We start from the raw sequence: 12,666 nt of genomic DNA, 5'->3' as shown, positions 1-12,666 counted from the left end.
GTGGGGCCCGGTGGATAGCACGAATGCGGGCTATGCCTAGAGTCCCTAGTTCCCGCGTTCCCGGACAAGCGCGCGAAGCGCACGCCAATCCAGGGCCCAGCGCATATGCGCGCCGCAGGCGCTCCATAGATAAAGTGCGGCTTCGCCGCGAGAAAGCGCTGGGTCCCGGTTCTCGGGATGCGGCTTCGCCGCACCCGGACCGGGAAACAGGCGTTCACTGAAGACAGTCAGCCCAAAGTCCCCGCCGCCGCAGCGATGACAGGCGGCTTCTCGACATGTTCCTCGACGACGACCTCGCCATGGGTGTCGGGCGGAGCACCCTCCTCGCCGGTACGCGCCAGCTTCTCGCGCGCCTCGTCGGCTTCGCGCTGGCGGTCCCACATGCCGGCATAGAGCCCGCCCTGGGTCAGAAGCTCGGAATGATGGCCGCGCTCCACCACCTCGCCTGCCGAGAGCACGATGATCTCGTCGGCATTGATGATGGTCGAGAGGCGGTGGGCAATGACGAGCGTGGTGCGGCCCTCCGAGACGCGCTCCAGCGCGTCCTGAATTTCCTTCTCGGTGTAGCTGTCGAGCGCCGATGTCGCCTCGTCGAGGATCAGGATCGGCGGCCCCTTCAGGATCGTGCGGGCGATGGCGACGCGCTGCTTCTCACCGCCCGAGAGCTTCAGGCCGCGCTCGCCGACTTCGGTATCGTAGCCCTTGGGGAGCATCTGGATGAACGGGTCGATCTGGGCGAGCGCCGCCGCCTGCTCGATCTCCTCGTCGGTCGCGTCCCAGCGGCCGTAGCGGATGTTGTAGCGGATCGTGTCGTTGAACAGGACGGTGTCCTGCGGGACCATGCCGATGGCGTTGCGCAACGTCTTCTGCTGGACGTCGCGCACGTCCTGCCCGTCGATCGTCACGCGGCCCTCGCCGACATCGTAGAAACGGTAGAGCAGCCGCGAAATCGTCGACTTGCCCGCGCCAGAGGGACCGACGATCGCGACCGTCTTGCCGGCCGGCACCTCGAAGGAGACCCCTTTCAGGATCGGCCGGTCGGGATCATAGGAGAAGCGCACGTCTTCAAAACGGATCGTGCCCTCGCGGACATCGAGCGGCTTCGCGCCGGGCTTGTCCTCGATCTCGGGATCCTCGGCCAGCAACTTGAACATCGCCTCGATGTCCGTCACCGCCTGCTTGATCTCGCGATAGACGAAACCCATGAAGTTCAGCGGCTGGTAGAGCTGGATCATCATGGCGTTGATCAGCACGAAATCGCCAACCGTATTGCGGCCCGCGCGCACGTCGACCGCCGCCATGCCCATGGCGACCGCGAGGCCGAGCGAGAAGATCACCGCCTGCCCGGCATTCAACCAAGAGAGCGAGGTGTAGGTCTTCACCGCCGCCTTCTCGTAGCCGGCCATCGCGCGGTCGTAGCGGGCGGCCTCGCGCTCCTCGTTGCCGAAATATTTGACGGTCTCGTAGTTCAGCAGGCTGTCGATCGCCTTGGCGCTGGCGTCGGTGTCCTGGTCGTTCAGGGTGCGGCGCAGGCCGAGCCGCCACTCGCTCGCGACGAAGGTAAACCAGGTGTAGGCGACGAGCGTCGCCGCAACAACGGCCACGTAGCGCCAGTCGAACTGCCAGGCGAGCACCGCGAAGACGAGGCCGAGTTCGATGATCGTCGGCACGACGGTCAGAAGTGCGGTGCGGGTCAGGGTCTCGATGGCATTGCGCCCGCGCTCGACGACGCGCGACAGGCCGCCGGTGCGGCGGCCGAGATGGAAGCGCAGGCTGAGTCTGTGGATGTGCTCGAAGACGCGCAGCGCCATCCGCCGCACGGCATGCATGACGACCGCGGCCGTCAGACCGTCACGCACCTGCGCCAACGCCACCATCAGCACGCGGCCGATGCCGTAGATCGCCACCATCAGAACCGGCGCACCCATTGCGAGCGCATGCCAGGTACCGCCGTCGAGCGACGTCCTGCCGGCTTCCGAAAGCGTCAGCGCATCGACGGCCCATTTGAAACCGTAGGGCACCGCGATGGTGATCAGCTTGGTAAAGACCAGGAGAACCAGCGCGAGCGCGATGCGCGCCTGAAGGTCCGGCCGGTCGCCCGGCCACATGAAGGGCTGGAGGTCGCGGAACGTGCTGAAGAACTTGCCGCCTTCGGCACTCACCTCGCGCTTGGGCACGGGAGCCTGCGTGCGCGCAATAGACTGCGCGGGATTGGTGAGCGACATATCAAAGCCTGGGGTGCGTTTGGCGCTCCATATAGGAGCGGATCGCGCGATCCGCGACCCCTTTGACGGGATGTTCTGTCTGGCGGAAGCCTCGCCACTACTCCGCTGCGGGCCGATTTGTCGTCATGCTCCGGCTTGACCGGAGGATCCACATCACGAGGTCGGCTTGGATGCTCCGGTCAAGCCGGAGCATGACGACCCAACTAGCACGGGATCACCCCTTGGGCGGCATCACGAATATCTGACCTGGATAGATCCGGTTCGGATCGCGGATCTGGTCCGCATTCGCTTCGTAGATCGTCGAATAACGAACGCCCGCGCCATAGATTTTCCGGCTGATGCGCCAGAGATTGTCGCCGCGCTGGACCTCCAACGTATCGAGCTTCGTGACGATCGGATTGGCCGATTGAACCGCACCCGTCGTCGACGGTGCGTCCGCCGGATTGGTCGAGGACGAGGCGAGTTCGCTCGGCTTCGGTGCATCGGCTGGCGGCATCGCTTTTAACGCCGCGAACGGCACTTCCGCGCGCGCCACGACCTTGCCGCTCTCGCCGAGTTGGTCGACGCGTACCTTGTAATTGCCGGCCGCCACGCCCTTTTCGATTTTGAGCGACCACTTGCCGTCGTCGCCAACCGTGGCTTCCGCGAGAGGCGAGTCGTTGAGATAGATCTGCGCCCGTGCACCCTCCGGACCCGTGCCCTGCACGAACAATTTGCCGCCCTCCGCCTCGACCGCGCCGATACGAAGCGGCAATTCAGGAGCGGCCTCCGCGGTCTGCGGCGCTACCGGAGGCGTTATCACGGCGGGGCTCGGAATAGCAGGCGAACCCACGGTGGCGGTATGAGTCGCGGGCGACCCGGCCTGCACGACCTGGGAAGGCTTGCCCGGCTCGCCCACCACGACCAGAACCTCGCCCTTGCCGGGCTCAGGTATCGCCACCGTAACCGACTGCTTGGAGCCGCCCGCATCGGGCGTCCGCAGCGTCAGTTCATAGCTGCCCTGTGCGAATGTCGGCGGCATCATCACGAATTCGCCCGCCTCATTGGCTTTGGTGCGATCGATGACTCCTCCGTTCGACAGCAATTCCACCTCGGCGCCCGGCGCCGCGCGGCCTGCGATGATGGCATCGCCCCTGGGTTCGACGCGTACGATGTCGAAACTCGGCACGATCGTCGCGGCTGTCTTGCCGTCGGCCGCATTCTTCGATGCCGTGTCCGACGGTGGCGTCGACGGCGTACCGGGTGTGACCACCTGCGGAGCGGACTGGGACAAAGCAGCGGTATCCTGGCGCTGCACTTCGCGGCGCGCGACGACACCGATGCCGATCGCCAGGATGACGATCAGCCCCAGCGCCAAGATTTGGCGTGCGCGAGCATTCATCGAACCAAGTCTCCCCCGACCGGCAAGCCGGCCCATTAACACCATTCCCCGGTATTTATTGTCGCCTGTATGCGGTCACGATCAAGTGGTGAAACAAGCTTGAAGGAATTTCGGGCTATGTTTGCCACATCTAAAGGCAAGAGAAACAAAGAATGTCATTCATCAAATCAGTCTGCGTCTATTGCGGCTCGGGGCTGGGCCGCGATCCAAGGCATGAAATCGCCGCCCGGACCTTCGGCCAGATCCTCGCCGAGAACGGCGTCGGCCTCGTCTATGGCGGCGGCGGCCTCGGCCTTATGGGAACGGTCGCGCGGAGCGTGCTCGACCATGGCGGCCACGTCACCGCGATCATCCCGGAATTCCTGGTCCGCCGCGAGCACATGCTCGAAGCGGCGCAGGAGCAGATCGTCACCGAGGACATGCATGAGCGTAAACGCTTGATGTTCGAGAAGGCCGACGCCTTCGTCGCGCTGCCCGGCGGCATCGGCACGCTGGAAGAACTCGTCGAACAGCTGACCTGGGCACAGCTCGGCCGCCACAGGAAGCCGATCCTGATCGCCAATATCTCCGGCTATTGGGAACCGCTGCTGGCCATGCTCGAACACATGACGGCACACGCCTTCATCCGCGAAAGCCTGTGGGTGCCCTACCAGATCGCCGATAACATCGAGGACGTCCTGCCGACGCTCGAACGCGCCGCGCGCGACGCGCAGGAACCGGACCTGCCCTACAAGGTGGCGCCGGTCGGTAAGATGTAAGGACTTTCGAAGCCCTCTCCCGGGGGGAGAGGGCCGACTCGCACCGAGAGGTGCGAGCGGGGTGAGGGGTAAGGCCTTCCGGTTCAATCCAGCCGCGGTAAAGACGGTCGAGGTTTGAGTCCCTGCGACACGTCGAGAGACCGGCCGATCTCCTGCATCACCCAATCGAGGCGTCCACGAACATCAACGTTCGTAAATCGAAGCTCCACGAAGCCCTTGCTCTCGATCACCGTCTTGCGTCGCTTGTCTTGATCTATCTGATCCAGATGGTGTGCACCATCACCTCGATGATCAGCTTCGCGTCCCAGCAACAAAAGTCGACGACAAAGCCCTCGATCGGCATCTGCCGCCTGAATTTCCAGCCTTCGAAACGCCGATCGCGCACGGCGTTCCAGATCAGATCTTCCGCAGAGGTCTGATCTAAACGGAGTTGACGAGCGAGCTGTGTTCGGCGAGGTGGCATGGCGAGAGGCTAATCGCCGGAGCTTTTATTCGCGAGGCCTTACCCCTCACCCGGTCGCCTTCCGGCGACTCGACCTCTCCCCTGGGAGAGGCGCATCTCAAGGCGCCGGCGCGCCGCTCCGCATCAGCTTGTAGGTCACGCTGTCGACCAGCGCCTGGAACGACGCATCGATGATGTTCGCGGAGACGCCGACAGTCGTCCAACTGTCGCCGCTGTCGTCGGCGGACTCGATCATGACCCGCGTCACGGCCTCCGTGCCGCCGTCGAGGATACGGACCTTGTAGTCCGTCAGCCTGAGATCCTGGATGTAGGGCTGATAGACGCCGAGATCCTTGCGGAGCGCGAGGTCGAGCGCGTTGACCGGGCCGTTGCCTTCGGCGACCGACATCAGGCTCTCGCCCTGGACTGTCAGCTTGACCACCGCCTCGCAGACGGTCGCGAGCGCGCCCTGCGAATTGTGGCGGAGCTCGACCGAGGTGCGAAAGCCGTCGACATCGAAATAGGCCGGCACGGTGCCTAGCAGACGGCGCGCCAGGAGTTCGAAGCTCGCGGCGGCGCCCTCATAGGCATAGCCGACGTTCTCGCGATCCTTCACCTCGTCGAGAAGACGACCGAGGCGGGGATCGTCCTTCGACACCTTTAGGCCGATCCGGTCGAGTTCCGCCAATAGGTTCGACTTGCCGCCCTGGTCGGAGACGAGAAGGCGACGCTTGTTGCCGACCGCTTCCGGCGGCACGTGCTCGTAGGTCTTGGGGTCCTTCAGGATCGCCGAAGCGTGGATGCCCGCTTTGGTCGCGAAGGCGTTGACGCCGACATAAGGCGCGTGGCGGTCGGGATTGCGGTTCAGGATCTCGTCCAGCATACGCGACAGATGGGTCAGGTTGCGCAGGCCCTCATCCGACACGCCGGTCTCGAACCGGTCGCGGAATTCCGGCTTCAGCTTCAGCGTCGGGATCAGTGATACGAGATTGGCGTTGCCGCAGCGCTCACCGAGGCCGTTCAGCGTGCCCTGGATCTGGCGGACACCCGCGCCGACCGCCGCGAGTGCGTTGGCGACGGCGCAGCCGGTGTCGTCGTGCGGATGGATGCCGAGATGGTCGCCGGGGATGTGGACCGTTACTTCGGAGACGATCTTCGCCACCTCATGCGGAAGTGCGCCACCATTGGTGTCGCAGAGCACGATCCAGCGCGCGCCCTCCTCGTAAGCCGCCTTAGCGCAAGCCAGCGCATAATCCGGATTGGCCTTGTAGCCGTCGAAGAAATGCTCGCAATCGATCATCGTCTCGCGGCCGGCGGCGACGCCTGCGCGGACAGTCTCTCGGATTGAGTCCAGGTTCTCGTCCAAAGTCGCACCAAGCGCGACGTCGACATGATAGTCCCAGGTCTTGGCGACGAAGCAGAGCGCATCCGACTTTGCGGTCAGCACGGTCTGCAGGCCCGGATCGTTCGAGGCCGAGCGCCCTGCCCGCTTGGTCATACCGAAGGCCGTCAGCCGTGCCGACTTCAAGGCACGCGCCTCGCCGAACAATGCCGTGTCGGTCGGGTTCGCGCCCGGATAACCCGCCTCGACATAGTCGATCCCGATCCCATCGAGCATGGCGATGACTGACAGCTTCTCCTCGATCGCGAAGTTCACGCCGGCCGTCTGGGCGCCGTCGCGCAGGGTCGTGTCGAACAGGTAGAGCCGTTCGCGGGTCATCGGGTCTGGTCCTTCGGCGGCCACGCCTCGGTGTCGTGGTCCGGATGCTGGTAGCTTGTGAGATCGTGCAGGAAATCCGGCACCTCGCCACCGAGCGTCAGGCGCTCGGGAAGGCCGGGAATTCCGTCGACATAGGGTAGTTTGCGTTCGGTGCCGTACTGGATCACCGGGGCGACCGCCTCGGGATGGTCGAACGCACCAATCGCAAGGCAAAGTTCGCCGGGCGCCTCGTAGGTCAGCGGCGTGCCGCACATCGCGCAGAAGCCTCGGCGGACATGTTCCGAACTCTGGAAACGAGCAGGTTCGCCACGCGTCCACGCAACCCTGGCCTCGCCGACATTGACGAGCGGTGCGTAGAAGGCGCCGAACGCCTTCTGGCACATCCGGCAATGGCAGACCGACGGTTTTCCGAGTTCACCCTGGACGCGGAATCGCACCGCACCACACTGGCAGCCGCCGGAATGAGTCTCTGTCATCGCGCCACGCTCCAGGTCGAGCCCTCCGGTCCGTCTTTCACGATGATGCCCTGTGCCGCGAGGTCGTCACGGATGCGGTCGGCCTCGGCGAAATTCTTCGCCTTGCGCGCGTGCAGCCGTGCCGCGAGCAGCCGCTCGATCTCGTCCGGCGGCAGCGCGGGCTCCGGAGCCGTCGCCATGCGCCAGTCCTCGAACACCTTCGGCCGGAAACCCAGGAATTCCAGCGTGCCTGCGAGCGCCTTCCGGGATGCCTGCCCGCGCAATTGATGCAGTTCGGCGATCATCTGCGGTGTGTTCAGATCGTCGCTAAGCGCTTCCAGCACGGCGGGCGCCGGGCGTGCGTCGGCGCCCGATCCGGCAGCCTCGAACCAGGCCGCCAGAGCCTTCTCCGCGTCCTGAAGGCTCCGCAGCGTCCAGTTGATCGGTTGGCGGTAATGGGTGCCGAGCATCGCCAGCCGGATCACGTCGCCTGGCCAGTCGTGCAGCAGTTCGGCTATCGTGACGAAGTTGCCGAGCGATTTCGACATCTTCTCGCCCTCGACCTGCAGGAAGCCGTTGTGCATCCAGACATTGGCCATCACGTCATGGCCGAAGGCGCAGCAGGTCTGGGCGATCTCGTTCTCGTGGTGCGGGAAGACGAGGTCGATGCCGCCGGCGTGGATGTCGAACACCTCGCCGAGATGCTTCCACGACATCGCGGAGCACTCGATGTGCCAACCCGGACGGCCACGGCCCCACGGACTCTCCCAACCGGGAAGGCTCGGCTCGGACGGCTTCCACAGCACGAAGTCCATCGCATCGCGCTTGTAGGGGGCGACGTCGACGCGCGCGCCGGCTTCCATCTCGTCGAGCGTACGGTTTGCAAGCCTGCCATAGGACGGCATGGACGGGACGTGGAAGAGCACATGCCCTTCCGCCTCGTATGCGTGGCCGCGCAGGATCAGCATCTCGATGAGCGTAATCATCTCGACGATATGTTCTGTCGCGCGCGGCTCGACCGACGGCAGCAGCACGCCGAGTTCGGAAGTGTCGTCGCGGAAATCCTTCGCCGTCCACTCGGTCAGTTCGCGGATCGAGACCCCACGTTCGGCGGCGCGCGCGTTGATCTTGTCGTCCACATCCGTGATGTTGCGGACATATTTGACCCGGTCGTGCCCATAGAGATGGCGCAGCAGGCGGAACAACACGTCGAACACAATGACCGGGCGCGCATTGCCGATATGGGCGCGGTCATAGACCGTCGGGCCGCAGGCGTAGAGACGCACATTGCCGGCATCGATCGGCGTGAACTCAGCCTTGGTCCGGGTCAGCGTGTTGTAGAGCCTGAGCGACATGAAATATCCCGTGCCTTGGGGTCTGCCCTAGCCGGCCCCGGCAGTCGCGCTCTGTTTTTGATTTGGTCAGACAGATACGGCCGCGGCCAGCGTGAGCGCTAACCGCAGATAATGACGATCCGGCTAATGGCGGAAGCGTTGATCTGCATGGGGCGGGACAATGGTGAGCGCGACGATCAGCGTCAAGTGATAAAGAGGACGGGCTCGAATTTCGCGGGGAATCGCGCCAATGGTCCACACTTAGGCCAGATTTCGCCGCTCTACCGGCACGGCCCTTCGGGCTCACAGGTTTCTTGAATGTTCAAACGGTCCCGGTTTGTCGCGTTCGCGGTGCTGGCTCTCCTACCGGCAACGCCGGTTTTGGCGCAGGTTCCGCAGCAGTGCCTGCGTCTCGAAGCGCAGCTTGCGGCGCTCGACCAGCAGCCGCGCAGCGCGGACGCCGGTGCGGCGCAGCAGGCCTATGCCCAACGCCGGGCCGACCTCGACCGGATGATCGCCCGTTCGCGCGGAATGGGCTGCGGCCGCACCTTCCTGTTCGGCCCGCGTCCGCCGGCCGAATGCCGTGACCTCGATGCACAGATCAACCGCAGCCAGCAGCAGCTCGACCAGCTCGAAGCCCAGATCAGCCGCGGCCAAGGCGATGCCGGCGTCCGCGAGGCTCGCCGCCGCGACCTGATCACGGCGCTCGCCGCCAATCAGTGCGGTGCGCAGTATCAGGCGGCATTGCCACCGCCTCCGCCCCAGCAGCGCTCGGGCGGCCTGTTCGGCCTTCTCTTCGGTGGCTCCCGCAGCGAGAGAGCGCCGCAGGAAGCCTATCCCGGCCAGCCGCAGATGGAGGTTCCGCAGACCTCGACCTTCCGCACGGTGTGCGTCAGAACCTGCGACGGCTTCTTCTTCCCAGTCAGCTACGCCACGGTTCCCGGCCGTTTCGCGCAGGACGAGGCGATGTGCCGGAAGACCTGCCCCGGAACCGAGGCGGAGCTGTTCTCCTATCCGAACCCCGGCGGCTCGATCCAGCAGGCCACGTCCGCCACGGGCGTCCCTTACGCGCAGCTTCCCAATGCTTTCAAATATCAGAAGGAATTTGTGAAGGACTGCTCGTGCAAGCCCGCGAATATGAGCTGGACCGAAGCGCTGTCAGGTGCAGACGACGACACCGTCCAACGCGGCGACATCGTCGTCGACGAGGAGCGCGCCAGGCGCATGTCGCAGCCCGGCACGGACCGCACCTCACCGGCAGACGCAGCGCGCGCGGCGCAGGATAGTGCCAATTCGGTCACCAGCGAGGGGGTTGTGGACGGAGGCACCGACGCGCCTCCGCCGCCAGAAGGAGCCCTCGCTCCACCTCCGTCACAGGCCCAGGCGGCTCCGCCTCCCGGTTATTACGAGGGTCCGCCGCCGCCGGTCTACGAGGCTCCCCGCGCACCACCGCCGCCGGTCTATGCGCCGCCGCGACAGCAGCGGGCACCGCAGCCGCTGCCGCGTGAGCGCGAAAACCGCTGATACAGCTGTAGCTTAGAGCCCGTCACGGAACCGGTTCGTGATCGGATAGCGCCGGTCGCGGCCGAAGTTCTTCTTTGTCACCTTCACACCCGGCGCGGCCTGACGTCTTTTGTATTCTGCCAGATAGAGAAGGCGCTCGATCTTCCTCACCGTCTCCGGGTCATACCCATCCGCAACGACGTCAGGCACGCTCATCTCCTGCTCGACGAGGCGCTCTAGGATACCGTCCAGGATGTCGTAGGGTGGGAGCGAATCCTGGTCCTTCTGGTTCTCGCGCAGCTCGGCCGTCGGCGCCTTGGTGATGATGTTCGACGGGATCACTTCGCCGGACGGTCCCATCGCATCTGACGGCTTCCAACGATTGCGCAGCGCGGACAGCCGGTAGACCTCGGTCTTGTAGAGATCCTTGATCGGATTGAAGCCGCCATTCATGTCGCCATAGAGCGTGGCGTAGCCGACCGACATCTCCGACTTATTGCCGGTCGTCACGACCATCGGCCCGAATTTGTTCGAAACCGACATCAGGATCGTGCCGCGAACGCGCGACTGCAGATTCTCCTCCGTGATGCCGCGATTGGTCCCGACGAAGAGCGGGCCAAGTGCCGCCTCGAATTGCTCCACGGGGCCGGCGATCGGCACAGTGTCGTAGCGGATGCCGAGTGCCTTGGCACACGCCGCCGCGTCGCCGAGGCTCTCCTCCGATGTGAAGCGGTACGGCAGCATGATCGAGTGGACCCGATCCGCTCCAAGCGCATCGACCGCGATCGCGGCGCAGAGCGCAGAATCGATGCCGCCCGACAGGCCGAACACGACACCTGGAAAGCCGTTCTTGTTCACGTAGTCGCGGAGACCGAGCACACAGGCGCGGTAATTGGCCTCGTCGTCCTCGTCGATGATCTCCTTCGGACCCTCGACGCAGCGCCATTCGTCGCCGGTCCGCTCCCAGCGGGTCAGCGCGATCTCCTCGGTGAAGGCGGACATCTGGAAGGCGAGCGAGCCGTCCGGGTTCAGCGCGAACGAGGCGCCATCAAAGATCAGGTCGTCCTGACCGCAGATCTGGTTCGTGTAGATGAAGGGCAAATGCGTCTCGGCTACGCGCAGTGCGGCGATGTTCAGCCGCTCGAGCTGCTTGCCGCGCCAATAGGGCGAGCCGTTCGGCACGATCAGCATTTCCGCACCGGTCTCGGCCAGGCATTCGGTGACCTGCGTCTCCCAGATGTCCTCGCAGATGGGAATACCAAGCAGGACGCCGCGCCAGTCGATCGGCCCCATCAGCGCGCCCGGCTCGAAAACACGCTTCTCATCGAACGGCCCGTAATTCGGCAGTTCGACCTTGAATCTCAGCCCATGAACCTTGCCGCCGTCGAGCAGCGCCGCGGCGTTATGGACGCCGTGCTTACCCGGCCAGGGAGAGCCGATCATGACGGCCGGCCCGCCATCGCCGGTCTCGGCCGCGAGTTCCTCCACGGCGGCCTGGCAGGCCTTGATGAAGCTCGGTTTGAGGATGAGGTCTTCCGGCGGATAGCCGGAGATGAAAAGTTCGGTGAAGGCGACGAGATCCACGCAGAGTTCAGCGGCCCTGGCCCTACCCTCGCGCGCCTTCTTTAGATTGCCGGCGACATCGCCAACGGTCGGATTGAGCTGCGCGATGGCAATGGAAAGTTTTTTTGGCCGGTCCATATCCGCGATTTAAGGCGACGAGGCCGCTTCGGCAAACATATTGATGCGCCTTGCCTTATGCCCAGACGCGGCCGGAGCGCGGCGTGTCGATCTGATAGTCCGTTGCGAGCCGGGAGAAGAACGTGCGGCCGAAATGCCTTGCACGGCCGGCCGGGTCGGACGGGTCGTGGGCGATCTCTCCGCGCGCATTGCCATAGCCCTGAACCGCGCCGACGAAAACCGAGTGGGTGTAGCGGCAATATTCCTGCATCTGATGGACAATACCCGCCGCGGCCGTCGGAAACGTCTCCTCGGAACTGAGCAGGAGTCCCACCCGCTTGCCCGCCATTTCCTCGACCGTCGCCGGCGACCGAGGATGGGACGCGGCGACGTAACAGAACATCCGGTCGAAGAACGTCTTGAGCTGCGCCGACATGCCGTACCAATAGATCGGCGTCGCCGCGATGAAGCCATCCGCCGGCAGGAACCTGCCGAGAAAGGCGTCGCGAAAGCCGTCCTCGATTGAGCACTCACCATCTGTCCTGCGGCAAATCCGGCAATCCCGCAGGAATGCCGAAAGCACGTCATCGGCGAAGACGATCTCGGCACCATGCCCGGCTTCGTTGAGCCCCGAGCACGCCGCCCGCGCGAGCATCGCGGAATTCCCGTCGCGCCTTGGGCTCGCCGCCAGAATGAACGTTTTCATCACTGCCCTCCGTTGCCGAGGAAGAGGATTTCGTCTCTAGTAACCGAAAGGCAAGTACGCACCTTCTAGTGCCTATAGGGGTTTGATGATACGCGAGCGGAAGCCACCTCCAAGCGTCTTCGACGAGACCTGTTCGGCGCGGCATGCACTGGAATTGATCGCCAGCAAATGGACGATGCTGATCCTGCCCGCGCTCGCCGAGGGGCCGATGCGCAACGGCGCCCTGTTGCGCCGTATCGGCGGTATCTCACAGAAAATGCTGACGCAGACGCTGAAGGATCTGGAGCGGAACGGCCTCGTCATACGCGAGGACCGTCAGACCGTGCCGCCGCATGTCGAATACCGGTTGAGCGAGGTCGGCCGTTCGCTCAGCGATACTTTGGCCGTGCTGGATCGCTGGGCAGAGCAGAACTTCCTCGAACTCGATGCCGCGCGAGAACGGTTCGACGCGCGCTGACGGAC

10 protein-coding genes and 1 pseudogene are annotated in these 12,666 nt (G+C 64.5%); 3 read left to right on the top strand and 8 right to left on the bottom strand.

All coding sequences use genetic code 11. The features are described 5' to 3' along the window. Positions 1-227: 227 nt before the first annotated feature. Together ACFPFW_RS07630 and ACFPFW_RS07625 are read right to left on the bottom strand one after the other, a co-directional pair. The gene (locus tag ACFPFW_RS07630; RefSeq protein WP_114956550.1) at positions 228-2,225 is read right to left on the bottom strand and encodes an ABCB family ABC transporter ATP-binding protein/permease; all 1,998 of its coding nucleotides are present in this window, start codon (positions 2,223-2,225) and stop codon (positions 228-230) included. 214 nt (positions 2,226-2,439) lie between these two features. Further along, positions 2,440-3,606, bottom strand: coding sequence for a LysM peptidoglycan-binding domain-containing protein (locus ACFPFW_RS07625; RefSeq protein WP_162799630.1), 1,167 nt, complete (start codon positions 3,604-3,606; stop codon positions 2,440-2,442). Between the two features lie 152 nt (positions 3,607-3,758). Between ACFPFW_RS07625 and ACFPFW_RS07620 the strand changes: the two genes are divergently transcribed. Next, positions 3,759-4,364, top strand: coding sequence for an LOG family protein (locus ACFPFW_RS07620; RefSeq protein ID WP_114956552.1), 606 nt, complete (start codon positions 3,759-3,761; stop codon positions 4,362-4,364). 83 nt (positions 4,365-4,447) lie between these two features. On the opposite strand, the pseudogene ACFPFW_RS07615 reads toward ACFPFW_RS07620, so the two are convergent. From ACFPFW_RS07615 to cysS, 4 genes and pseudogenes are all read right to left on the bottom strand, one after another. Beyond that, a pseudogene (locus tag ACFPFW_RS07615) lies at positions 4,448-4,827 on the bottom strand (endonuclease domain-containing protein). A gap of 97 nt (positions 4,828-4,924) precedes the next feature. Beyond that, complete coding sequence (cimA, locus tag ACFPFW_RS07610; RefSeq protein ID WP_114956555.1) at positions 4,925-6,526, bottom strand: citramalate synthase; 1,602 nt, start codon at positions 6,524-6,526, stop codon at positions 4,925-4,927. Next, complete coding sequence (locus ACFPFW_RS07605) at positions 6,523-7,002, bottom strand: GFA family protein (protein ID WP_114956556.1); 480 nt, start codon at positions 7,000-7,002, stop codon at positions 6,523-6,525. Before ACFPFW_RS07605 ends, cimA begins: the two co-directional genes overlap by 4 nt. Then, on the bottom strand, positions 6,999-8,336 hold the full coding sequence (gene cysS / locus ACFPFW_RS07600) for a cysteine--tRNA ligase (protein WP_114956557.1): 1,338 nt from the start codon (positions 8,334-8,336) through the stop codon (positions 6,999-7,001). The genes ACFPFW_RS07605 and cysS overlap by 4 nt, the downstream gene beginning before the upstream one ends. Positions 8,337-8,633: 297 nt before the next feature. Between cysS and ACFPFW_RS07595 the strand changes: the two genes are divergently transcribed. Further along, positions 8,634-9,839 carry a DUF2865 domain-containing protein gene (locus tag ACFPFW_RS07595; protein WP_114956558.1) on the top strand — a complete coding sequence of 402 codons (1,206 nt, stop codon included), beginning with the start codon at positions 8,634-8,636 and terminating at the stop codon, positions 9,837-9,839. Positions 9,840-9,851: 12 nt separating this feature from the next. On the opposite strand, the gene ACFPFW_RS07590 is transcribed toward ACFPFW_RS07595, so the two are convergent. Beyond that, the gene (locus ACFPFW_RS07590; protein WP_114956559.1) at positions 9,852-11,519 is read right to left on the bottom strand and encodes an NAD+ synthase; all 1,668 of its coding nucleotides are present in this window, start codon (positions 11,517-11,519) and stop codon (positions 9,852-9,854) included. Positions 11,520-11,574: 55 nt separating this feature from the next. Then, complete coding sequence (locus ACFPFW_RS07585) at positions 11,575-12,204, bottom strand: flavodoxin family protein (protein ID WP_114956560.1); 630 nt, start codon at positions 12,202-12,204, stop codon at positions 11,575-11,577. A gap of 85 nt (positions 12,205-12,289) precedes the next feature. On the opposite strand from ACFPFW_RS07585, the gene ACFPFW_RS07580 reads away from it, so the two are divergent. Further along, complete coding sequence (locus ACFPFW_RS07580) at positions 12,290-12,661, top strand: winged helix-turn-helix transcriptional regulator (protein WP_114956681.1); 372 nt, start codon at positions 12,290-12,292, stop codon at positions 12,659-12,661. Positions 12,662-12,666 lie beyond the last annotated feature (5 nt).

Origin of the sequence: Flaviflagellibacter deserti, from assembly GCF_042652085.1 — a bacterium.
Taxonomy (GTDB): Bacteria; Pseudomonadota; Alphaproteobacteria; order Rhizobiales; family Methylopilaceae; genus Flaviflagellibacter; species Flaviflagellibacter deserti.
Note: the sequence above shows the minus strand (reverse complement) of the source record. Positions and strands in the feature narration are given on the sequence as shown.

What these genes read in the sequence shown, in the direction of transcription:
- ACFPFW_RS07630 (WP_114956550.1), bottom strand. Translation starts at nt 2,225, where the DNA reads ATGTCGCTCACCAATCCCGCGCAGTCTATTGCGCGCACGCAGGCTCCC.
- ACFPFW_RS07625 (WP_162799630.1), bottom strand. Translation starts at nt 3,606, where the DNA reads ATGAATGCTCGCGCACGCCAAATCTTGGCGCTGGGGCTGATCGTCATC.
- ACFPFW_RS07620 (WP_114956552.1), top strand. Translation starts at nt 3,759, where the DNA reads ATGTCATTCATCAAATCAGTCTGCGTCTATTGCGGCTCGGGGCTGGGC.
- cimA (WP_114956555.1), bottom strand. Translation starts at nt 6,526, where the DNA reads ATGACCCGCGAACGGCTCTACCTGTTCGACACGACCCTGCGCGACGGC.
- ACFPFW_RS07605 (WP_114956556.1), bottom strand. Translation starts at nt 7,002, where the DNA reads ATGACAGAGACTCATTCCGGCGGCTGCCAGTGTGGTGCGGTGCGATTC.
- cysS (WP_114956557.1), bottom strand. Translation starts at nt 8,336, where the DNA reads ATGTCGCTCAGGCTCTACAACACGCTGACCCGGACCAAGGCTGAGTTC.
- ACFPFW_RS07595 (WP_114956558.1), top strand. Translation starts at nt 8,634, where the DNA reads ATGTTCAAACGGTCCCGGTTTGTCGCGTTCGCGGTGCTGGCTCTCCTA.
- ACFPFW_RS07590 (WP_114956559.1), bottom strand. Translation starts at nt 11,519, where the DNA reads ATGGACCGGCCAAAAAAACTTTCCATTGCCATCGCGCAGCTCAATCCG.
- ACFPFW_RS07585 (WP_114956560.1), bottom strand. Translation starts at nt 12,204, where the DNA reads ATGAAAACGTTCATTCTGGCGGCGAGCCCAAGGCGCGACGGGAATTCC.
- ACFPFW_RS07580 (WP_114956681.1), top strand. Translation starts at nt 12,290, where the DNA reads ATGATACGCGAGCGGAAGCCACCTCCAAGCGTCTTCGACGAGACCTGT.